The organism is Nocardiopsis dassonvillei, assembly GCF_964273065.1.
GTDB lineage: Bacteria > Actinomycetota > Actinomycetes > Streptosporangiales > Streptosporangiaceae > Nocardiopsis > Nocardiopsis dassonvillei_B.
On the sequence record NZ_OZ186815.1, the window covers coordinates 149,987 to 170,297 of the forward strand.

The window sequence follows — 20,311 nt, forward strand, 5'->3', positions numbered from 1 at the left end:
AGCCTCTTTTAAAACGATTCAAGTGCCTCGTTCGGGCGGCACCTGATCGCTACAGCAGTGAACGGAGATCCGCCGTGGCCACAACCTCCTCCGACCGTCGCGCGGGCGCCCTGGAGGTCCTGCGGCGCCAGCACATCGAGCTCCCCTCCTGGGCGTTCGGCAACTCCGGCACCCGCTTCAAGGTGTTCGCCCAGCAGGGCGTCCCCCGCGACCCGTGGGAGAAGCTCGCCGACGCCGCCCAGGTCCACCGCCTCACCGGAGTGGCCCCCACCGTCGCCCTGCACATCCCCTGGGACAGGGTCGACGACTACGCCGCCCTGGCCGCCCACGCCCGCGACCTGGGCGTCGCCATCGGCGCGATCAACTCCAACGTCTTCCAGGACGACGACTACATGCTCGGCAGCGTCACCAACCCCGACCCCGCCGTGCGCCGCAAGGCCGTCGACCACCTCCTGGAATGCGTCGACATCATGGACGCCACCGGCTCGCGCGACCTCAAGCTGTGGTTCTCCGACGGCACCAACTACCCCGGCCAGGACGACCTGCGCGCCCGCCAGGACCGCCTCGCCCAGGCCCTCTCCGAGGTCTACGACCGGCTCGGCCCCGACCAGCGCATGCTGCTGGAGTACAAGCTGTTCGAGCCCGCCTTCTACGCCACCGACGTCCCTGACTGGGGCACCGCCTACGCCCACTGCCTCGAACTGGGCGAGAAGGCCGTCGTGTGCGTCGACACCGGCCACCACGCCGCCCACACCAACATCGAGTTCATCGTCGCGTTCCTGCTGCGCGCCGGGAAGCTCGGCGCCTTCGACTTCAACTCGCGCTTCTACGCCGACGACGACCTCATGGTCGGCTCCGCCGACCCCTTCCAGCTCTTCCGGATCATGTACGAGGTCGTGCGCGGCGGCGGCCTGGACGCCGACACCCGGGTCGCGTTCATGCTCGACCAGTGCCACAACATCGAGCCCAAGATCGCCGGGCAGATCCGCTCGGTCATGAACGTGCAGGAGGCCACCGCCAAGGCCCTGCTCGTGGACGCCGAGGCCCTGGCCGCCGCCCAGCGCGAGGGCGACGTCCTGGCCGCAAACGCGGTCGTCATGGACGCCTACAACACCGACGTGCGCCCGCTGCTGGCCGAGCTGCGCGCCGAGCAGGGCCTGGACCCCGACCCCATGGCCGCGCACGCCCGCTCCGGCTACATGGAGCGCGTCATCGCCGACCGCAAGGGCGGCACCCAGGCCGGGTGGGGCGCGTGAGCACCGCCGCCCCGCAGCGCCCGGACCGTACCGCAGAGACCGCCGAACAGGGGGACCCCGTGCCCGACACCGTCGTCGACCAGCTGATCGCCCGCAGCAACACGCTGGGCTCCGACCCGCGCAACACCAACTTCGCCGGCGGCAACACCTCCGCCAAGGGCGAGCGCACCGACCCCGTCACCGGCGAGCCCGTCGAGGTCCTGTGGGTCAAGGGCTCCGGCGGCGACCTGGGGACCCTCACCGAGGACGGACTGGCCGTCCTGCGCCTGGACCGGCTGCGCTCCCTCGTCGACGTCTACCCCGGCGAGGACCGCGAGGACGAGATGGTCGCCGCGTTCGACCACTGCCTCTTCGGCAGGGGCGGCGCAGCCCCCTCCATCGACACCGCCATGCACGGCCTGGTCGACGCCCCCCACGTGGACCACCTGCACCCCGACTCCGGCATCGCCCTGGCCACCGCCGCCGACGGCGAGGCCCTCACCCGCGAGTGCTTCGGCGACCGGGTGGTGTGGGTGCCCTGGCGCCGCCCCGGATTCCAGCTCGGCCTGGACATCGCCGCCGTCGCCGCGGAGAACCCGGACGCCGTCGGCGCGATCCTGGGCGGCCACGGCATCACCGCCTGGGGGCAGAGCAGCGAGGAGGCGCAGGCCAACTCCCTGGAGATCATCCGCACGGCGGAACGCTTCATCGCCGAGCGCGGCCGCCCCGAGCCCTTCGGCCCGCTCCTGCCCGGCCACGGGGCCCTGCCCGAGGCCCAGCGCCGCGAGCGCGCCGCCGCCCTGGCCCCCGTCATCCGGGGCCTGGCCTCCACCGACCACCCGCAGGTCGGCCGCTTCACCGACAGCGACGTCGTCCTGGACTTCCTGGCCCGCGCCGAGCACCCGCGCCTGGCCGCCCTGGGCACCTCCTGCCCCGACCACTTCCTGCGCACGAAGGTCCGGCCGATGGTCCTGGACCTGCCCGCCGACGCCCCGCTGGAGGACGCCGTCGCGCGGCTCAGGGAGCTGCACGAGGAGTACCGGGCGCAGTACCGCGCCTACTACGAGCGCTACGCCACCCCCGACAGCCCGGCCATCCGGGGCGCCGACCCGGCGATCGTGCTGGTCCCGGGCGTGGGCATGTTCTCCTTCGGCAAGGACGCCAAGACCGCGCGGGTGGCGGGCGAGTTCTACGTCAACGCCATCAACGTGATGCGCGGCGCCGAGGCGGTCTCCACCTACCGGCCCATCGAGGAGTCGGAGAAGTTCCGCATCGAGTACTGGGCGCTGGAGGAGGCCAAGCTGGCCCGGCTGCCGAAGCCGAAGCCGCTGGCCACCCGGGTCGCCCTGGTGACGGGTGCGGCGAGCGGCATCGGCAAGGCCATCGCGACCCGCCTGGCCGCCGAGGGCGCCTGCGTGGTCGTCGCCGACCTGGACGCGGACAAGGCCGCCGCGGCCGCCGCCGAACTGGGGAGCTCCGACGTCGCGGTCGGGGTGGCCTGCGACGTCAGCGACGCCGACGCGGTGGCGCGCGCGCTGCGCGAGGCCGCCCTGGCGTTCGGCGGGGTGGACCTGGTCGTCAACAACGCCGGGCTGTCCATCTCCAAGCCGCTGCTGGAGACCACCGAGCGGGACTGGGACCTGCAGCACGACGTGATGGCCAAGGGGTCCTTCCTGGTCTCGCGCGAGGCCGCGCGGATCATGATCGAGCAGGACATGGGCGGCGACATCATCTACATCGCCTCCAAGAACGCCGTGTTCGCCGGACCCAACAACATCGCCTACTCCGCGGTCAAGGCCGACCAGGCGCACCAGGTGCGGCTGCTCGCCGCCGAGCTGGGCGGCCACGGCATCCGCGTCAACGGGGTCAACCCGGACGGCGTCGTGCGCGGCTCGGGGATCTTCGCGGGCGGCTGGGGCGCCCAGCGCGCCAAGGTGTACGGGGTCCAGGAGGAGGACCTGGGCAAGTTCTACGCCCAGCGGACCATCCTGGGCCGCGAGGTGCTGCCCGAGCACGTCGCGAACGCGGTGTTCGCGCTGACGGCGGGGGACCTGTCGCACACCACGGGGCTGCACGTGCCCGTGGACGGCGGTGTGGCCGCGGCGTTCCTGCGATGAGCGGGGTCCACGCGGCGGTCGACCTCGGTGCGTCCAGCGGGCGGGTCATCGCGGGGCGGATCGAGGACGGGCGGCTGCGCACGGAGGAGGTGTGCCGGTTCGCGAACGGGCCGGTCGCGGTGCCCGCCGGAGACCGCTCCACCCTGTACTGGGACGTGCTGTCCCTGTACGCGGGGGCGGTGGAGGGGCTGCGGCGGGCGGCCGCCGCGTCCGGCGGGCTCGCCTCGGCGGGCATCGACACGTGGGCGGTGGACTACGGGCTGCTGGACGCGGACGGTGCGCTGCTGGGCAACCCGGTCCACTACCGGGACGCGCGCACCGACGGGGTTCCGGACGAGGTGTTCGCGCACTGGGGCGCCGAACCGATGTACGCGGTCAACGGGCTCCAGGTGCAGCCGTTCAACACGGTGTTCCAGCTCGCGGCCGAGGCGGGGTCCGCCCGCCTGGCGGCGGCCCGGGACCTGCTGCTCGTCCCGGACCTGCTGGGGTACTGGCTGACGGGGGTGAAGGCGGCGGAGCTGACCAACGCCTCCACCACCGGACTGGTGGACGTACGCGAGCGCCGCTGGGCGGCGCGCGGGCTGGACGTGCTCGCCGGGTCCTTCGGCGTGGACGCCCGGGGCCTGCTCCCGGACCTGGTCGAACCCGGAACGGTGGTCGCGCCCCTGCGCGGCGACCTGGGCGGCGCGGTCGGGGCCCCGCTGGTGGCGGTCGGCTCCCACGACACCGCCTCGGCGGTGGTGGCCGTGCCCGCGGGCACGCCGGACTTCGCCTACATCTCCTCGGGGACGTGGTCGCTGGTCGGGGTGGAGCTGGACGCCCCGGTCCGGACGGAGGCGTCCCGGGCGGCGAACTTCACCAACGAGCTGGGCGTGGACGGCACCGTCCGCTACCTGCGCAACGTCGGCGGGCTGTGGCTCCTCCAGGAGTCGCTGCGCACCTGGCGCGAACAGGGGCGGGAGGTGGACCTGGCCGGCCTGCTGGAGCGGGCGGCCCGGGTCCCGGCGCTGGAATGCGTGGTGGACGTGGAGGACGCGCGGTTCCTGCCGCCGGGCGACATGCCCGCGCGCATCGCCGCGTTCGCCGCCGAGACCGGCCAGCGCCCGCCCGGGGACGAGGCCGAGGTCGCCCGGTGCATCCTGGACTCGCTGGCGCTGGCCTACCGGAAGGCGGTCCACCAGGCCGCCGAACTCAGCGGCAAGGACGTGGAGGTGGTCCACGTGGTGGGCGGCGGGGCGAACAACGCGCTGCTGTGCCGGCTCACCGCCGACGCCGTCGGCCTCCCCGTCGTCGCGGGCCCCGCCGAGGGGACCGCCATCGGCAACCTGCTGGTGCAGGCCCGCGCCGTGGGCGCCGTCGAGGGGGACCTGGCCGCGCTACGCCGTATCGTCGCCGCCTCCGTCGAGACGGTCGCCTACACCCCGGAGGGCCCGCGGGCCCCCTGGGAGGAGGCGGCCCGCCGTATCGCCCGCTAGGCCGTGCTTTTTGGACCTCCGCTTCGGTTCGTGTTCGGCGCCCCCGGAAGGCGGGGACCCTCGGCTCCACGGGGACATCCCCGTTCCTGGGACATCCCCTCCGGGCCTGCAGAACCCCGCCGGCGCCTCACACACCCCCCGCGGAGCAGGACGGCATCCAGAGAACAGGCCCTGACCCGCCGTCCCCTCCCGTGGCTCCCGCGCTCCCGCGCGGGGGCCGCGGTCCTTTCCGGGCCGGCGGGTTCGGGCCCCTCCGGGAAGGCGCCGCCGGCAGGGCACCGGGAGGGGTCCTCCACGACGGGCGTTTCCGCTCCGGCCCCGGGAACTCCGTCCGCCTCCGGTACCCGCCGGCCCGGAGCCCGGCCGGGGAGAGCACGGGGCCGCGTGCGGGTGGCGCGTCCCGACGGGGAGCACGGTGGCGGGTCCGCCCGGCCCGGTGGTCACCCGAGGGCTTCGACCGCCAGCTCGGTGGCCCCGGCGATGAGGGCGTCGTCGTACCCCGCGCCCGCCTCGTCCCGGCCGGACATGACCGCCAGGACGACGGGGGCGCCCCCCGGCGGCCACAGCACGCCGATGTCGTGCCGGGTCCCGTAGCCGCACGCGCCGGACTTGTCCCCGACCTCCCATCCCTCCGGGACCCCGGCGCGGATCAGATCGTCGCCGGTGGTGTTGGTGCGCATCATGGTGACGAGGATGTCGCGCCCCTCCTCCGGCAGGACGTCGCCCAGGGCGAACTCGCGCAGGCTGGTGGCCAGCGCGCGCGGGGTGCTGGTGTCGCGCACGTCGCCCGGGACCGCCTCCGCCATCTCCGGCGCGGTCCGGTCCACGCGGGTGACGTCGTCGCCGATCCCGCGCAGGGCCTCGCTCAGCCCCTCCGGCCCGCCCAGTTCCTCGAGGAGCAGGTTGGAGGCGGTGTTGTCGCTGTGGCGCAGCGCGGCGTCGCCGAGCTCGCGCAGCGTCATGCCGGTGGACACGTGCTCCTCGGCGACGGGGGAGTGGAAGACCAGGTCGGCCTCGGAGAAGGTGACGACCCGGTCGAGTTCGTCCACGGGCGTCCGGTCGAGTACGGCGCCGAAGGCCAGGACCTTGAAGGTGGAGCAGTGGGCGAACCGCTCGTCGGCCCGGTACTCGACCGCCAGCCCCGTGCCGGTGTCGAGCGCGTAGACGCCGAGCCGGGCGTCGAACTCCTCCTCCAGGCGGGTGAACCCGGAGTCCGCCCGGACGGGAGGGGGCGGGTCGGCCGGAGGGGAGGACCGGACGGCCGACGGCGGCGCGGCGGCGGGGCCGGCCGGTCCGCCGGGGGACGCGCAGCCGGTGAGCGGGGCCAGCGCGACCGGGACCAGCGCCGCCAGCACAACGCGTCGGATCGTGGACCACGGCACCGCGCAACACCTTCTCCCCGTATGCGGACGGTGACTCCCAGAAGTCTCGCGGCTGACGGGCGCGCTGTCGACGATGCCGACGGCACGGCGTGTACGCCTTCGGCACCGTTCCTGTCCGCCGGGCCCCGAGGGCCCGGTCCGGGTCCGGTGCGCCCCGGGAGCGCCGTACGGGGGCGGTGCCGGCCGGAGGGCCCGGCCCGCCACCCACCGTCACCGGTCGTCACCCCGCAGGCGCAGAGGAACGATTGTCCGACATGTGGGCCGGGTAGTGGTCGACCCATGCTGCTCATGAGGCTGCCCGGCGTGTACCGGGCACAACACGACACCTCGCTGCTCCGTGCCGTGCTGCGCGGGTGTGGCCGGGCCGCCGGGCGCACGGTCCTCGACGTCGGTTCGGGGACCGGGGCGCTGGGCATCGAGGCATTCCGGGCCGGAGCGGCCAGCGTCACCTCGGTCGACCTGTCGTGGCGGTCGGTGCTGACGAGCTGGCTCAACAGCCGGCTGCACGGGATCCCGGCGACGGTCCGGCGCGGCGACCTCTTCGCCCCCGTGGCCCCGCGCCGCTTCGGCCTCGTGCTCGCCAACCCGCCCTACGTTCCCGCCCCCGCGTCGCTGCCTCCCCGCCACCGGATGGCGAGGTGCTGGGACGCGGGGCCGGACGGGCGGTTCCTGCTGGACCGCATCTGCGACGGGGCGCCCTCGGTGCTCAGCGAGGACGGCGTGCTCCTGCTCGTGCAGTCCGAGCTCGCCGACGAGCAGGCCACCCTGGACCGGCTCGGGAAGGCCGGGCTGGTGCCCGCGGTCCTGGCCAGGGGCCGTATCCCGTTCGGGCCGGTGCTGCGGGAGCGGGCTCCGGCGCTGCGCGCCCGCGGGCTGCTCGCCCCCGACCAGACCGAGGAGGAACTCGTGGTCATCGAGGCGCACCATGGATGAGGCACGCCGGGTCGTCGTCACCGGGGAGGGCCCGGTCCTCGTCTTCGGTCCGGTCGACGTGGAGATGCCCGACGGAACGCGCGTGCGCAGCGACCGGGCGGTGACCGCGCTGTGCACCTGCGGCCGCAGCAGGCGCCGCCCGTTCTGCGACACCAGCCACCGCCGACGCGTGCGCGACACCGAGGGGAAGAAGAGCCCATGACCACGACAACGCCGCAGGCGCCGACGCTTCCCGCTCCTCGCGGCCCGGTCTCCGAGGCGGTGCTGTCCGTCCTGCGCGGGGTCCGGTCCGAGCCTCCCGACACGGCCGGGGCCGCGCCCTACGGCGAGGACCTCCAGCTGGCCCTCTACTGCTGCTACGAGCTCCACTACCGCGGGTTCGGGGAGGTCGCCGCCGACCGTGAGTGGGATCCCGCGCTGCTGGCGATCCGCGCCGCCCTGGAGGAGGTCTTCCTCGGTGCGCTCAGGAACGATGTGCCCGCCGGCTCGGACGTCGAGAGCGAACTCGACGGACTCCTCGTCGAGCACGTCGACGCCTCGGGCGTCTCCCATCACCTGCGCCGCGACGGGGAGCTGTGGCAGCTGCGCGAGTACATCGCCCACCGCTCGCTCTACCACCTGAAGGAGGCCGACCCGCAGACCTTCGTCATCCCGCGACTGCACGGCCCGCCCAAGGCCGCCCTCGTGACGGTGCAGCACGACGAGTACGGCGCGGGCGATCCCGAGCGGGCGCACTCCGAGCTCTTCGCCGACATGATGACCGAGCTCGGCCTCTCCGACGCCTACGGCGCCCATCTCGACTCCGCTCCCGCCGAGATGCTGGCCGAGGTGAACTTCATGTCGCTGTGCGGGCTGCACCGCGGGCTGCGCGGCGCACTGGTCGGACAGTTCGCCACCGTCGAGCTCACCTCCTCGCCCGGCTCGGACCGGATGGTCAGGGCCATGCGCAGGCTGGGCTGCGGACCGGCCGCCATCCGCTTCTACGCCGAGCACGTGGAGGCCGACGCGGTGCACGAGCAGCTCCTGCGGCGCGGGGTGATCGCACCGCTGCTCAACGCCGAACCCGGGCTGGCCCCCGACATCGTGTTCGGTATCCGCGGCAGCACGTTCCTGGCCTCCCGGCTGGAGGAACGGCTGCTGCACCACTGGAACCGCGGCGAGTCGAGTCTCCGCGGCGGAGCGGAGGCGAGGACGCCGTGACATTCCACGGACCGGCGGTGCGGGCCCGTATCCTCCCGGTCGCCGACAGGGGCGACACCGTGCCCGAGGACACGGTCGTGCGCGACTGCCTCCGGCAGGACCCGCCCCGGCTGCCGCCCTGGCTCGGCTACGACGAGGTGGGCTCCCGGCTGTTCGAGCAGATCACCGATCTGCCCACGTACCACCTGACCCGCGTGGAACGCGGCCTGCTGGAGCGCCACTCCCCGGAGGTGGCCGAGCTGCTCGCCTGCGAGCGGCTCGCGGAGCTGGGCAGCGGGAGCGCGAAGAAGACACGGCTGCTGCTGGAGAGCTGTCTGCGCCTGCGCCCGACCGCCTACCTGCCGATCGACGTCGACCGGAGCATGCTGGAATCCAGCGGCGCCGCCCTGTGCGCGGAGCTGGACCGCCTGGAGGTCACGGGCCTGTGGGGGCGTTACGAAGCCGGTCTCGACCGGTTGCGCACCCAGGTCGGCGGGCCGCTCGCCATCGTCTTCCTCGGGAGCAGCTTCGGCAACACCACGCGCGGGGAGCGCGACGCGCTGCTCGGCGAGATCGCCCGCACGCTGGACCCGGGTGAGGGCTTCCTGGTCTCCGCCGACCTGGACAAGAGCCGTGAGGAGCTGGAGGCCTGCTACAACGATCCCCCCGGGTACTCGGCGTTCGCCGACTTCCGGCTCAACTACCTCACCCGGCTCGGCCACCGCTACGGCGCCGCCTTCGCGCTCGACGACTTCGTCCCGGAGGCCCGCTACAACGCGGAGACCTCCACCGTGGAGGGCGTCCTCCGGGCCCGCACCGACCAGGAGGTGCCCGTGCCGGGGCTCGGGATCACGCTGCGCATACCGCGCGGGGGGACGCTCAACGTCGGGTACTCGGTGAAGTTCGACGAGGAGCGGCTGGCCGGCGAGGTCGAGGCGCACGGGTTCGACCTGCGGGCCCGGTGGCTGGACGAGGCGGCGCGGTACGGACTCTTCCTCTTCCGCCGCCGCGGGGACCGGGCGGACGGCGGAACCGGGCGCGCCGGGACGCACCGCTCCCGGTGACCGCCGCGCCCGGCCCCGCGTCGGGGCGCCGGGTCAGGGCGCCGGGTAGGGCTGCTCGCGCAGCAGCCGGGCGAGGTGGGCCGCGTTGCGGGCCAGGGTGGCCGTCGCGGAGGCCACCGCCTCCGGCGTCTCCTCCAGGTCGATGTAGTCCCTGGGGTTCATCGCCTCGTTGTTCCAGTAGGTGCCGCCCTGGGCCGGAACGGTGAAACCGGTGTCGCCGAGCGCCTGGTACAGGTCGGCGGTGATCTTGTGCGCCCCGTCCTCGTTGCCGACCACCGCCGTCACGGCGACCTTGCCGAACATGCTCGGCCGCCCCTGGTCGTCGGTCTCGGACAGCTCGGCGTCCAGGCGCTCCAGGACGCGCTGGGCGACGCTGGACATGTGGCCGACCCAGGTGGGGGTCGACACCAGCAGGATGTCCGCGTCGAGGATGCGCCGCCGGATACCGGGCCACGCGTCACCGCCGCCCATGTCGGTCTCCACACCGGGGCGGACGTCGAAGTCGACGACGCGGACCAGGTCGCCGGTGACGCCCTGCTCGGCCAGGGCGTCGAGGACGTGCCGTGCCATCAGCTCGCTGCTGGAGGGAGCCGGTGACGGTTTGAGGCTGCACACGAGGGCCAGCGCGTTCAAGGAGTCCATACGGGGTCTCTACCCGACTATCCGTGTTCATGTGCATGCGGATAGTGATTTTCTGTGGGGGTGTCGGCGGCCGAGGGGGTCTCCGCCGGGGTGCGGCGCGCCGTGCGGGAGCGGCGGGGTCAGGCCGCCCGGTGCGCCGCGGTGGAGCCTCGGACGACCAGTTCCGGGGTGAACAGCAGCCGCTCGTGCCGGTGGCCGGGGTCGTCCAGCTCGGAGCTGAGCAGCCGCATCGCCGCCCGGCCCAGGTCGTACTTGGGCTGGGCGATCGTGGTCAGGCCCGGGTGGATCAGGTCGGCGAAGTCGACGTCGTCGTACCCCATCACCGAGATGTCCTCGGGCACGCGCAGGCCGCGGCGGCCCAGGCCCTTCATCAGCCCCAGGGCCAGCTGGTCGTTGGCGCACAGCACCGCGCCCGGCCGCTGGCGGGGGCCGCCCGCCAGCACCGCGTCCACGGCCTGCTCGCCCTCCTCGGGGTTGAGCAGGCCGCGTTCGACGAGCCGCACCGAGGCGTCGGGGTCCATGCCCGCCTCCGTGAAGGCCGCCCGCAGCCCCTGGTGGCGCAGCCGCACCTGCTCGATGGAGAACGGCCCGGACAGGAAGGTCACCCGCTCGTGGCCCAGCCCGATGAGGTGCCGGCCGGCGATCAGGCCCCCCTCGCGGTTGTCCACGCTCACGCTGCACCCGGTGTCCTCGTCCACGTCGCCCCGGTCCAGGGCCACCCAGGCGGTGCCCTGCCGGCGCAGCCAGAGCAGGTCGGACAGGTCGTCGTCGACGGGCATGACCACCGCGCCCGCGGCGCGCTGCTCGGCGAGCAGGCGGATGTTGCGGCGCTGGCGCTCGCGGGCCTCGGCGGAGTTGAGCAGCACCACGGCCAGACCCTGGCCGGCGGCCTCCTCCTCCACGCCGCGCGAGACCTCGGTGAAGAAGGGGTTGGTCACGTCCAGGACCAGCAGTCCCACCGAGCTGCTGCGGCCCGAGCGCAGGCTGCTGCCCGAGGAGTTGCGCACGTAGTCGAGTTCGGCGATCGCCCGCTCCACCCGCAGGCGGGTGTCGGCGGCCACCCGCTCGGGCCGGTTGAGCACGTTGGAGACGGTGCCGGGGGAGACGCCCGCGTGTCTGGCGACCTCGGTGATCCCCACCTTGGGGCGGGGGGAGCGGGCACTGCTGGACAACGGGTCTCCCGGCGGTCTTCGGGGGCGAGGGGCCCTCGCATGGTATCGGCGCGCTCCCGGGCGGACGGGGCGCGCGTGTGGTCTCATGGTCACATTGCGATTGAAACGTGTCAACGAAATCGCGTCCGAGTGTCCTCCACGCGGCGCGATGAGAGCGCTTTCCTGGCGCCACGCGGTTGTCGTTATCGGGTTGACACCTGCGGTTTCCTGGGGTCTCCCCTTGACGTCCCGGTGTGCGCCACTTAACATCCACTTCATATTAAAACGTTTTTGAGGTTCTCGGCGAGGCGCGACCTCGGCCGTGGAACCGCACCGGAGAAGGAGGGCCACGTGGACCCATCAGAGGTCCCCCCGCCCCTCGCGCTGGTCGGCGTCACCAAGTCCTTCGGCAGCGTACGCGCCCTGCGCGGGCTGTCCCTGGAACTGCGCGCGGGAGAGATCCACGCCCTCGTCGGGGAGAACGGGGCGGGAAAGTCCACCCTGGTCAAGACCATCGCGGGTGTCCACCGCCCGGACACGGGCCAGATCCTGGTCGACGGGGAGCCCGCGGTCTTCACCGCCCCCGCCGACGCCCAGCGCGCCGGGGTCGCGGTCATCTACCAGGAGCCCACGCTCTTCCCCGACCTCAGCGTCGCCGAGAACATCTTCATCGGCCGCCAGCCCCGCACCCGCCTGGGCACCATCGACAAGGCGCGCATGCGCGCCGAGACCACCGAGGCCTTCCGCCGGCTGGGCGTCGACATCGACCCCGACCGCCCCGCCAACGGCCTGTCCATCGCCGACCAGCAGCTGGTCGAGATCGCCAAGGCCCTCACCCGGCGGGCGCGCGTGCTCATCATGGACGAGCCCACCGCCGCCCTGTCCGGCGTCGAGGCCGAGCGGCTGTTCACCGTCGCCCGCACCCTGCGCGACGCCGGGTCGGCGCTGCTGTTCATCTCGCACCGCTTCGACGAGGTGTTCTCGCTGTGCGACCGCATCACCGTCGTCCGCGACGGCGCGTTCGTCTCCTGCGACCCCACCGCCGACCTGGACGTCGACACCGTCGTGCGCCGCATGGTCGGCCGCGAGGTCACCAGCCTCTACCCCAAGGAGGAGGCCGAGCACGGCGACGTCGTCCTGGAGGTCGGGGGACTGACCCGCACCGGCGTGTTCGCCGACGTGTCCTTCTCCGTCCGCGCCGGTGAGATCGTCGCCCTGGCCGGACTCGTGGGCGCCGGGCGCAGCGAGGTGGTCCGCGCCGTGTTCGGCGTCGACCGCTACGACGCCGGAGGCGTCCGCGTCGCCGGGCGGCCCCTGCCCCCCGGGCGCCCCAGGGCCGCCATCAACGCGGGCATGGCCCTGGTCCCCGAGGACCGGCGCCACCAGGGCCTGGTCATGGAGGCCTCCATCGGCCGCAACGCCACCGCCACCCGCCGCCGCGTGCTCAGCCGCTTCGGCCTGCTCGGCGCCCGCGCCGAGCACACCGCGGCCCGCGAGTGGGGCGAGCGCCTCAGCCTCAAGTACGGCTCCCTCGACGACGCCGTCTCCACCCTCTCCGGCGGCAACCAGCAGAAGGTCGTCCTGGCCAAGTGGCTGTCCACCGAGCCGCGGGTGCTGTTCATCGACGAGCCCACCCGGGGCATCGACGTCGGCACCAAGGCCGAGGTCCACCGCCTGCTGTCCGCCCTGGCCGGACAGGGCCTGGCCATCGTCATGGTCTCCAGCGAGCTCCCCGAGGTCCTGGGCATGGCCGACCGGGTCCTGGTCATGCACGAGGGCCGCATCACCGCCGAACTCGACCGCGCCGAGGCCGACGAGGAGTCGGTCATGTACGCGGCCACCGGACAGCGACCGAGCGAGGCCGCATGACGCACACACCCACCGCCGCCCCCGGGGCCACGGCAGGCGCCCCGCCCGAGAACAGCGGCCGCCCCGCCCGGACACGGCGCCAGTTCCGCGAGGTCGGCGTGCTCCTGGCCGTCGTCCTGCTCATCGCGGCGACCTGGCTGCACAACCCCGGATTCCTGTCCAACCAGGGCGTGCGCGACCTCTTCCTGGGCGCCACCGTCCTGGTCATCCTCGCCGTCGGCCAGTCCCTGGTGCTCATCACCAGGAACGTCGACCTGTCCGTCGGATCGGTCCTGGGCCTGTCGGCCTTCGGGACCGCCGCGCTGTTCGCCGCCTTCCCCGGCCTGCCCGTCCCCGTCGGCATGCTCGCGGGGGTCGCCATCGGCCTGCTGTGCGGCCTGCTCAACGGCCTGCTGGTGACCACCGTCAAGGTGCCCGCGCTCGTCGTCACCCTGGGCACCCTGTACATCTACCGGGGCCTGGACCACTGGTGGGCGGGCGGGCGCCAGATCAACGCCGCCGACCTGCCCGCCGGGTTCCTCCAGCTCGGCCGCACCGGGTTCCTGGGCATCCCGCTGCCGGCCCTGGCCGCCATCGTCGTGGCGATCGTCATCGGGGTGTACCTGTCCCACTACCGCAGCGGACGCGAGCTCTACGCCATCGGCTCCAACGCCGAGGCCGCCCGCCTGTCCGGCATCCCCGCCGGGCGCCGGATCGTGCTGGCCTTCGCCCTCAACGGCGCCCTGGCCGGACTGGCCGGGGTCCTGTTCACCGCCCGCTACGGCACCGTGGACTCCACCGTCGGCACCGGCATGGAACTCCAGGTCGTGGCCGCCGCCGTGGTCGGCGGCGTCGCCCTCACCGGCGGCGTGGGCACGGTCTTCGGCGCCGTCCTGGGCGGCATCCTGATGACCACCATCACCGCGGCCCTGCCGATCTGGCAGATCAACCCGTTCTGGCAGCAGGCCGTCGTGGGCGTGCTCATCCTGGCCGCCATCGGCCTGGACCGGCTGCTCGCGCTCCGCACGGCGCGCAGGCTTCGAGGAGGAGGTGCCCGTGGCGCCTGACAACACCGCCACCGCTCCCGACCGGGAGCGGCTCCGGACCACCGCTCCGCAGTCACCGCTCCGGTCGGCGCTGTCCACCCAGGGGCTCCCCGTCCTGGGCGCGCTCATCGTCGTCGCGGCGATCGCGGTCCTGTTCGTCGACATGTTCGGCACCGCGCGCAACATCAACTTCCTGGTGCTGAGCATCGCCGCGATCGCCATGATCGCCCTGCCGATGACGCTCATCGTCATCACCGGCGAGATCGACCTGTCGGTGGCCAGCACGCTGGCCCTGACCAGCGCCACCCTCGGCCTGCTGTGGGAGTCCGGGACACCGCTGGAGACGGCGATCCCCGTCGCCCTGCTGCTGGGCCTGGTGCTGGGCGCCCTCAACGGGTTCCTCATCACCGTGTGCGGGCTGCCGTCCCTGGCCGTCACGATCGGCACCATGGCCCTGTACCGCGGCCTGGCCTACGTGCTCCTGGGCGACCGGGCCGTCGCCAGCTACCCGCAGGACTGGGTGAGCGGGATCCGCCAGCCCTTCCTGGGGATCCAGGGGCTGCCCTGGATCGCGGTCGCCATCGCGGCCATGGCGGTGGTGTTCGCGGTCGTGCTGCACGCCACCGCGTTCGGCCGGTCCCTGTACGACATCGGCAACAACGACGAGGCCGCCCGGTTCACGGGGGTGTCGGTGAAGTGGACCAAGTTCTGGCTCTTCACCCTCAGCGGGGCCGTCGCCTCCGGCGCGGGCGTCCTGTGGACCCTGCAGTACGGCACCTCCCGGGCCGACACCGCCATGGGCCTGGAACTCCAGGTCGTCGCGGCGGTCCTGCTCGGCGGCGTGTCCATCTTCGGCGGCGTGGGGTCGATCCTCGGCGTCATGTCCGGTGTGCTGATGCTCGGCGTCATCCGCAACGCCCTCCAGCTGTTCGGCATCGGCAGCGACGTCCTCCAGGTCGTCACCGGCGCGATCCTCATCGCCTCCGTCGTCACCCCCAACATCGTGGCCCGGGTGCGCTCCCGCCGCACACCCGCGGTCCCCACCGGAGCCGTTCCCGGCGACCGTCCACTCAACGGAGAAAAGTCATGACACACCGTCCCCGTCACCTCTTCCTGGCGGCCTCCGCGTTCGCCGCCGTCCTCATGACGGCCGCCTGCGGCGGGACCACCATCGACGACGCCCAGGACTCGGGCGGCAGCGGCCCCACCGGGACCGCCGACCCCAACGCGGAGATCCCCGAGGGCCTGAAGATCGACTTCCTGCCCAAGCAGCTGAACAACCCGTTCTTCGACATCGTCAACACCGGCGGCACCGAGGCCGTGGAGGAGCTCGGCGGCACCGCCACCGAGCGCGGCGGCACCGAGGCCACCGCCGACTCCCAGGTCGAGTACATCAACGCGGCCAGCCAGGCGGGCAGCGACGTCATCGTCATCGCCGCCAACGACCCCGACGCCGTCTGCCCGGCCCTCAACGAGGCCCGCGACAACGGCGCCGCCATCGTCGGCTACGACTCCGACGCCAACTGCACCGACGTGTTCGTCAACCAGTCCACCACCGAGCTGGTGGGGCGCACCCTGGTGGAGATGATCGCCGAGGACCTGGGCGGCGAGGGCACCTTCGCCGTCCTGTCGGCCACCCCCAACGCCACCAACCAGAACGCCTGGATCGAGGCGATGGAGGAGGTGCTGGCCGAGGACGAGTACGCCGACCTGGAGCTGGTCGACGTGGTCTACGGCAACGACGACGACCTGCAGTCCTTCCAGGAGATGCAGGGCCTCATCCAGGCCCACCCCGACCTGGACGGCGTCGTGTCCCCGACCACCGTCGGCCTGGCCGCGGCCGCCCGCTACATCAGCGACTCCGAGTACAAGGGCGACTTCGTCGTCACCGGCCTGGGCACCCCCAACCAGATGAGCGAGTTCGTCCACGACGGAACGGTGAACCAGTTCGCCCTGTGGAACCCGCTCGACCTTGGCTACCTGGCCGGGTACACCGGCGCCGCCCTCAAGGCCGGACAGATCACCGGTGCGGCCGGGGAGACCTTCACCGCCGGGCGCCTGGGCGAGTTCACCTTCGAGACCGACGGTGAGATCGTCCTGGGCCCGCCGCAGGTCTTCAACGCCGACAACGTCGACGACTTCGACTTCTAGCACCGGGAGGGGACCGACCGTGCAACGGATCTGCTTCGTCCTGAAGGTCCGCCGGGACCGGCTGGAGGAGTACGAGGAGCGGCACGCCGCCGTCTGGCCCGAGATGCGCGAGGCGCTGACCGCGGCCGGATGGGGGAACTACTCCCTGTTCTCCGCCGGGGACGGCACGATCATCGGCTACCTGGAGACCGAGGACTTCGAGCGGGCCCGCGAGCTCATGGCCCGCACCGGGGTCAACGAGCGCTGGCAGGCCGAGATGGCGCCCTTCTTCGAGGGGCTCGAGGCGGCCCCGGACGCGAGCATGGTGCCGTTGAAGGAGGTCTTCCACCTGCCCTGACCGCAGGAGCGCGGCGCGGCGGCCACCGTCCACGGCCGCCGCGCCGCCGCATGCCCGGGGTGCCGCGGCCCCGTCCGACACGGGGCCGCTCGCTCCGGGCCGGGAGGGGCGGCCCGGAGCGGCGGGGTGTCGCGCCCCCGCGCCCGGGAGCGGGGGCGCCAGGATGGGTGCGGCCTCCTCCGAGCGCCCACCGTCATCCTCCGAGCGATCCGGGCGGTCCCGTGCACATCGTCACCGTCGTCCTCGCGGCCGTCGCCGCGCTGATCCACGTCCACATCTTCGTCCTGGAGTCGTTCCGGTGGACCGAGCCCGCCACCCGCCGGGTGTTCGGGACCACCGCCGAGACCGCCGAGACCACCCGCGAGCTCGCCTACAACCAGGGCTTCTACAACCTGTTCCTGGCGGTCGTGACCGTCGTCGGCCTGGTGCTGTGGGGGCCGGTGCCCGCCGCCGGGGTCGCCCTGGTCCTGGCCGGGACCGGGTCCATGGCCGCCGCCGCCCTCGTCCTGCTCACCCGCGGCCCCACCAGGATGCGCGCCGCCATGGTCCAGGGGACCGCGCCCGCGCTGGCGGTGGTCTCCGCACTGCTCGCCCTCTGAGGGGGGCGTCGGGCCGCGCGGGTGACCGCAGGCGAGGATCGATGGCACCGCCCGTCACGAATGAGCGCCCACAACACGTTGGCCCGGCGGCGTGCCGGCGCCGGCACCGCCTGGACGTGCCGCCCGCCCTCAGCGCGCTTGCGGTCGTAGAACGCACGCGAGGCCGGACAGCAGCCGACACCGATCAGCGCGGGGTACAGAACACCCGCTGCGGGCCGCGCGGGTGAGGGGGAACGGGACCGGTGGCGCCGTCCGGCGGACGGCGGCGGTCCTCCCGCCGCACCCGGGCCGCCCGCCCGTGCCGGTGAACGCTCCCCGCCCGCACCGCGGCGGCGGGGGAGGGGCCGCGCCCGCCCGACGGGGGCGGCCGCCTCACCACACGCGGGGGGCGTCGGCCCGGGCCCGCTCCACGGCCTCCCGCGGCGTCCCCCGCCACACCGGGCCGTGCCCCGGCAGCAGGGTGTCGGCGTCCAGCCCGGCCAGCGCGTCCCACGACCGGACCATCTCCCCGGGGTCGTGGTGGAACATCGAAGGCAGCGGCTGGGGGCCCTCGAACGGGGTGAGCGGATGCCCCGTCACCAGCGCGTCCCCGGTCACCAGCACCCCGAGGCCGGGCAGGAGGTAGCAGGTGTGCCCCGACGTGTGCCCGGGCGCGGCGACCGGGACGGGGCGGCCGGGGAGGTCCAGCGCCCCCGGGGCGGGGAACGGCGTCGCCGCGTCCAGCCGGTGCCCGCCCAGTGCGCCCGCCCGGACGATGTGCAGCGCCCACGGCGGTACCCGGGGCCGCCACAGGTGGGCGAGGACGTCTCGGGGGGTCGCCTGCTCCAGGAACTCGCGGCGGGCGTGCGCCGCCTCGGTCCCGCCCGTGTGGACCGGGGTCCCGTACCGGGCGGCGAACCGGCCCAGGGACCCGATGTGGTCCACGTGCGCGTGCGTGACCAGCACCGCCGCCACGTCCTCGGGGCGGCGGCCGACCTCGCGGATCGACGCCTCCACGGCGTCGGCGTGCGCCGGGTAGCCGCCGTCGATCAGGGTCAGGGAGTCCCCCTCCCCGACCAGGACCCAGTTGACGCTCCCGCCGTCCACCAGGTGGACGCGGTCGGAGACCGGGACGACGCGGAAGGAGGGTGTGCGGCTCATGGTGCGGCTCTCCGTTCGGGAAGGGCGGTGTCCTCCCGGAGCGGGAGGGTGCGCCGGCGCGCGTGTGACGACCGCGACGCACCCGCGGGGCCCGCACGGGGCCCCGGCCCGTCCCGATTCTGCCAGAGTGGCTCCGGGGCGCACCGGTACCGCGTCCCGACGCACCACCCGCAAGGAGGCACCCCATGATCCTGATCGTCGTCAAGTTCCGGGTCGAACCCGAGGTCGGGGACTCCTTCCTCGACGCCGTCGCGGACTTCACCGCCGCGACCCGCGCCGAACCCGGGAACCTGTGGTTCGAGTGGTCCCGCAGCGTGGAGCGCGAGAACGAGTTCGTGCTCGTCGAGGCGTTCCGGGACGGAGCGGCCGAGGCGCACGTCGCCAGCGACCACTTCCGCGAGGGACTGGCCGCGATGAAGCCGCTGCTCAGCGAGACCCCGCTCATCGTCAGCCGGGTCGTCGAGGGCGAGGGCTGGGACCGGATGGGCGAACTCACCATCGACTGAGGCGCGCCCGGACGCCCCCGCGGGCGGGCCGGTGCCCGGGGGAGGGCGCGCCTCCTCCGGGCCGCGCCCGGCGGCCTCAGCCGTCCAGACGCAGCAGTCCCGCCGCGGTGCCCCCGAACCCGGCGTTCCGGTAGAAGCCCTCCAGGTGCGGCTCGAAGTCCACGTGCACCCACGTGAGGCCCAGCTCCCGCAGGTCCGCCACCAGTGCCGCGACCACCCGGCCGCCCACGCCCCGGCGCCGCGCGGCCGGGGCGACGGCGGTGTCCAGCAGGAAGGCGTGCCCGCCGCCGTCCCAGACGGCGTGCACGAAGCCCGCCAGGCGCCCGCCGTGGAACTCCCCGACCCAGGAGCGGCTGTGCCGGGCCAGCCGCTCACCCCAGGGCACCAGCGCGTACGGGTGCCCGAACGCCTCGGCGTGCAGACGCGACAGCTCGGCGTCGTCGACGGGGAAACGCGTGCGCAGGTCGTGTTCCATCAGGCCTCCGGGGAAGCGGTCGAGGACCTCGCCCGTCCCGCCGTACGGCGGTGCCGCCGCCACGGCAGCGCGGGTCTTTGCGGCAGCCGCCGGGCGGACGGCCCCGCTCACAGGGCCCGGCCGGTGAGGCGGCGCCCGGTGATCTCGTCGGCGGTGATCCGCACGTGGACGGTCTCCCCGTGCTCGACCCAGGTCGTCACCGGCGCGGCCGCCCGCAGCGCCGCCTCCTCGTCGGGATCGCGGAGGACGCGGCCCCGGCCGCGCACCAGGACGCTCCACCCCTCGCTCAGGGTGTCGTCGATCCGGTCCACCTCGAAGGACACCGGTCCCTCGGCGTGGGCGGCGATCACCCCGTCCCGGTCGGTGCGCAGCAGGACGCCGCCGCCGTCCCAGGAGTAGTTGAGGGGCACCACCGTCGGAGCCGCCCCCGGCCGGGTCGTGAAGGCGATGCGTCCGACCCCGCCCGGAGCGAGGAGGTCGGCGCACTCGGCCCGCGACATCTCGCGCAGCTCGTGGTGCGGGAACGCGGTGGCCGTGCTCCCGGGCGGCATGCCCGAGGCGGCCCCGAGCAGCTCGTCCGGAGAGGTGTGCAGGGCCAGGGCCAGCCGGTAGAGCGCCGACCGGGTCAGCGACGGAGGGTGTTCCTCCAGGTAGGCGACGTAGCCGGGGTCCATTCCGGCCCGCAGCGCCACCTCCTCGCGGCTGAGGCCCAGTTCCTCCCGCCGGTGGACCACCCGTCGGCAGAAGTCACCGCCGGACGCCCCCGAACCGTGTGCGCTCCCCATGTCCCCTCCGAACCCGCGCCACCGACGCGTTCGCTCCCCGGAACCTCCGGTCTCCCCGGCCGCCGGGACCGTGCGAGGGCCTCCGTGTCCGCCGCCCGGGCCGATGGTCTCGGCGCGGGCGGCCCCCGGCCGCGGACGCCGGTGTCCGCGGCCGCCCGGTCCGGCGACTCCCGTCCCACCTACCCCGTCGGTGCGGTCCGCGAACCCCCGGGGGGCGTTCCCGGGGCCCGTGGCGCACATGGCGCC

The 20,311-nt window shown here is 73.9% G+C and carries 20 protein-coding genes; 14 read left to right on the plus strand and 6 right to left on the minus strand.

The window, feature by feature from the left end; genetic code table 11:
- The first annotated feature begins 74 nt into the window (after positions 1-74).
- Genes rhaI through ACSUPR_RS00725 form a run of 3 tightly spaced genes read left to right on the plus strand, consistent with a single transcriptional unit; the run spans position 75 to position 4,827 of the window.
- Positions 75-1,256, plus strand: a complete 1,182-nt coding sequence (gene rhaI / locus ACSUPR_RS00715; RefSeq protein WP_436888583.1) for an L-rhamnose isomerase — start codon at positions 75-77, stop codon at positions 1,254-1,256.
- Positions 1,244-3,352, plus strand: coding sequence for a bifunctional aldolase/short-chain dehydrogenase (locus ACSUPR_RS00720; protein ID WP_436888584.1), 2,109 nt, complete (start codon positions 1,244-1,246; stop codon positions 3,350-3,352). The genes rhaI and ACSUPR_RS00720 overlap by 13 nt, the downstream gene beginning before the upstream one ends.
- Positions 3,349-4,827 (plus strand): rhamnulokinase, encoded by a 1,479-nt coding sequence (locus ACSUPR_RS00725; protein WP_436888585.1) that lies wholly within the window; start codon positions 3,349-3,351, stop codon positions 4,825-4,827. Before ACSUPR_RS00720 ends, ACSUPR_RS00725 begins: the two co-directional genes overlap by 4 nt.
- Positions 4,828-5,267: 440 nt before the next feature.
- Here the strand turns inward: ACSUPR_RS00725 and bla are convergent, their stop codons facing one another.
- The gene (gene bla / locus ACSUPR_RS00730; RefSeq protein WP_436888587.1) at positions 5,268-6,209 is read right to left on the minus strand and encodes a class A beta-lactamase; all 942 of its coding nucleotides are present in this window, start codon (positions 6,207-6,209) and stop codon (positions 5,268-5,270) included.
- A gap of 288 nt (positions 6,210-6,497) precedes the next feature.
- Here bla and ACSUPR_RS00735 point away from each other — a divergent pair, with 288 nt between their 5' ends.
- Genes ACSUPR_RS00735 through ACSUPR_RS00750 form a run of 4 tightly spaced genes read left to right on the plus strand, consistent with a single transcriptional unit; the run spans position 6,498 to position 9,385 of the window.
- A complete protein-coding gene (locus tag ACSUPR_RS00735; protein WP_436892186.1) occupies positions 6,498-7,142 on the plus strand; it encodes a HemK2/MTQ2 family protein methyltransferase in 645 nt (214 codons plus the stop codon).
- On the plus strand, positions 7,135-7,344 hold the full coding sequence (locus ACSUPR_RS00740; protein WP_436888589.1) for a CDGSH iron-sulfur domain-containing protein: 210 nt from the start codon (positions 7,135-7,137) through the stop codon (positions 7,342-7,344). The genes ACSUPR_RS00735 and ACSUPR_RS00740 overlap by 8 nt, the downstream gene beginning before the upstream one ends.
- Positions 7,341-8,342, plus strand: coding sequence for an iron-containing redox enzyme family protein (locus tag ACSUPR_RS00745; protein ID WP_436888591.1), 1,002 nt, complete (start codon positions 7,341-7,343; stop codon positions 8,340-8,342). Before ACSUPR_RS00740 ends, ACSUPR_RS00745 begins: the two co-directional genes overlap by 4 nt.
- A complete protein-coding gene (locus ACSUPR_RS00750; RefSeq protein WP_436888593.1) occupies positions 8,339-9,385 on the plus strand; it encodes an L-histidine N(alpha)-methyltransferase in 1,047 nt (348 codons plus the stop codon). The genes ACSUPR_RS00745 and ACSUPR_RS00750 overlap by 4 nt, the downstream gene beginning before the upstream one ends.
- 33 nt (positions 9,386-9,418) lie before the next feature.
- Here the strand turns inward: ACSUPR_RS00750 and ACSUPR_RS00755 are convergent, their stop codons facing one another.
- Both ACSUPR_RS00755 and ACSUPR_RS00760 read right to left on the minus strand, forming a co-directional pair.
- The gene (locus tag ACSUPR_RS00755) at positions 9,419-10,027 is read right to left on the minus strand and encodes a flavodoxin family protein (protein WP_436888595.1); all 609 of its coding nucleotides are present in this window, start codon (positions 10,025-10,027) and stop codon (positions 9,419-9,421) included.
- 119 nt (positions 10,028-10,146) lie between these two features.
- Positions 10,147-11,199, minus strand: coding sequence for a LacI family DNA-binding transcriptional regulator (locus ACSUPR_RS00760; protein WP_436888597.1), 1,053 nt, complete (start codon positions 11,197-11,199; stop codon positions 10,147-10,149).
- A 330-nt stretch (positions 11,200-11,529) separates the two neighbouring features.
- Here ACSUPR_RS00760 and ACSUPR_RS00765 point away from each other — a divergent pair, with 330 nt between their 5' ends.
- From ACSUPR_RS00765 to ACSUPR_RS00790, 6 genes are all read left to right on the plus strand, one after another.
- Positions 11,530-13,047 carry a sugar ABC transporter ATP-binding protein gene (locus ACSUPR_RS00765; protein WP_436888599.1) on the plus strand — a complete coding sequence of 506 codons (1,518 nt, stop codon included), beginning with the start codon at positions 11,530-11,532 and terminating at the stop codon, positions 13,045-13,047.
- Positions 13,044-14,093 (plus strand): ABC transporter permease, encoded by a 1,050-nt coding sequence (locus ACSUPR_RS00770; RefSeq protein ID WP_436888601.1) that lies wholly within the window; start codon positions 13,044-13,046, stop codon positions 14,091-14,093. The genes ACSUPR_RS00765 and ACSUPR_RS00770 overlap by 4 nt, the downstream gene beginning before the upstream one ends.
- Positions 14,077-15,162 (plus strand): ABC transporter permease, encoded by a 1,086-nt coding sequence (locus ACSUPR_RS00775; protein ID WP_436888603.1) that lies wholly within the window; start codon positions 14,077-14,079, stop codon positions 15,160-15,162. Before ACSUPR_RS00770 ends, ACSUPR_RS00775 begins: the two co-directional genes overlap by 17 nt.
- Positions 15,159-16,223 carry a rhamnose ABC transporter substrate-binding protein gene (rhaS, locus tag ACSUPR_RS00780; protein WP_436888605.1) on the plus strand — a complete coding sequence of 355 codons (1,065 nt, stop codon included), beginning with the start codon at positions 15,159-15,161 and terminating at the stop codon, positions 16,221-16,223. Before ACSUPR_RS00775 ends, rhaS begins: the two co-directional genes overlap by 4 nt.
- A 19-nt stretch (positions 16,224-16,242) precedes the next feature.
- Positions 16,243-16,560 (plus strand): L-rhamnose mutarotase, encoded by a 318-nt coding sequence (locus ACSUPR_RS00785; protein ID WP_436888607.1) that lies wholly within the window; start codon positions 16,243-16,245, stop codon positions 16,558-16,560.
- 221 nt (positions 16,561-16,781) lie between these two features.
- Positions 16,782-17,159 carry a DUF1304 domain-containing protein gene (locus ACSUPR_RS00790; RefSeq protein ID WP_436888609.1) on the plus strand — a complete coding sequence of 126 codons (378 nt, stop codon included), beginning with the start codon at positions 16,782-16,784 and terminating at the stop codon, positions 17,157-17,159.
- A gap of 372 nt (positions 17,160-17,531) precedes the next feature.
- Here the strand turns inward: ACSUPR_RS00790 and ACSUPR_RS00795 are convergent, their stop codons facing one another.
- Positions 17,532-18,299, minus strand: coding sequence for an MBL fold metallo-hydrolase (locus ACSUPR_RS00795; RefSeq protein ID WP_436888611.1), 768 nt, complete (start codon positions 18,297-18,299; stop codon positions 17,532-17,534).
- 185 nt (positions 18,300-18,484) lie between these two features.
- Here ACSUPR_RS00795 and ACSUPR_RS00800 point away from each other — a divergent pair, with 185 nt between their 5' ends.
- The gene (locus ACSUPR_RS00800) at positions 18,485-18,805 is read left to right on the plus strand and encodes a putative quinol monooxygenase (protein WP_436888612.1); all 321 of its coding nucleotides are present in this window, start codon (positions 18,485-18,487) and stop codon (positions 18,803-18,805) included.
- 76 nt (positions 18,806-18,881) lie between these two features.
- Here the strand turns inward: ACSUPR_RS00800 and ACSUPR_RS00805 are convergent, their stop codons facing one another.
- Both ACSUPR_RS00805 and ACSUPR_RS00810 read right to left on the minus strand, forming a co-directional pair.
- Positions 18,882-19,343 carry a GNAT family N-acetyltransferase gene (locus ACSUPR_RS00805; RefSeq protein ID WP_436888613.1) on the minus strand — a complete coding sequence of 154 codons (462 nt, stop codon included), beginning with the start codon at positions 19,341-19,343 and terminating at the stop codon, positions 18,882-18,884.
- 44 nt (positions 19,344-19,387) lie between these two features.
- Entirely contained in the window at positions 19,388-20,065 is a 678-nt protein-coding gene (locus tag ACSUPR_RS00810; RefSeq protein ID WP_436888615.1) for a helix-turn-helix domain-containing protein, read from the minus strand.
- Positions 20,066-20,311: the final 246 nt, after the last annotated feature.

Bases quoted from the DNA above. Each gene is read 5' to 3' on its own strand.
- ACSUPR_RS00725 (WP_436888585.1), top strand. From the start codon at position 3,349: ATGAGCGGGGTCCACGCGGCGGTCGACCTCGGTGCGTCCAGCGGGCGG.
- ACSUPR_RS00735 (WP_436892186.1), top strand. From the start codon at position 6,498: ATGAGGCTGCCCGGCGTGTACCGGGCACAACACGACACCTCGCTGCTC.
- ACSUPR_RS00740 (WP_436888589.1), top strand. From the start codon at position 7,135: ATGGATGAGGCACGCCGGGTCGTCGTCACCGGGGAGGGCCCGGTCCTC.
- ACSUPR_RS00745 (WP_436888591.1), top strand. From the start codon at position 7,341: ATGACCACGACAACGCCGCAGGCGCCGACGCTTCCCGCTCCTCGCGGC.
- ACSUPR_RS00755 (WP_436888595.1), bottom strand. From the start codon at position 10,027: ATGGACTCCTTGAACGCGCTGGCCCTCGTGTGCAGCCTCAAACCGTCA.
- ACSUPR_RS00770 (WP_436888601.1), top strand. From the start codon at position 13,044: ATGACGCACACACCCACCGCCGCCCCCGGGGCCACGGCAGGCGCCCCG.
- rhaS (WP_436888605.1), top strand. From the start codon at position 15,159: ATGACACACCGTCCCCGTCACCTCTTCCTGGCGGCCTCCGCGTTCGCC.
- ACSUPR_RS00795 (WP_436888611.1), bottom strand. From the start codon at position 18,299: ATGAGCCGCACACCCTCCTTCCGCGTCGTCCCGGTCTCCGACCGCGTC.
- ACSUPR_RS00800 (WP_436888612.1), top strand. From the start codon at position 18,485: ATGATCCTGATCGTCGTCAAGTTCCGGGTCGAACCCGAGGTCGGGGAC.
- ACSUPR_RS00810 (WP_436888615.1), bottom strand. From the start codon at position 20,065: ATGGGGAGCGCACACGGTTCGGGGGCGTCCGGCGGTGACTTCTGCCGA.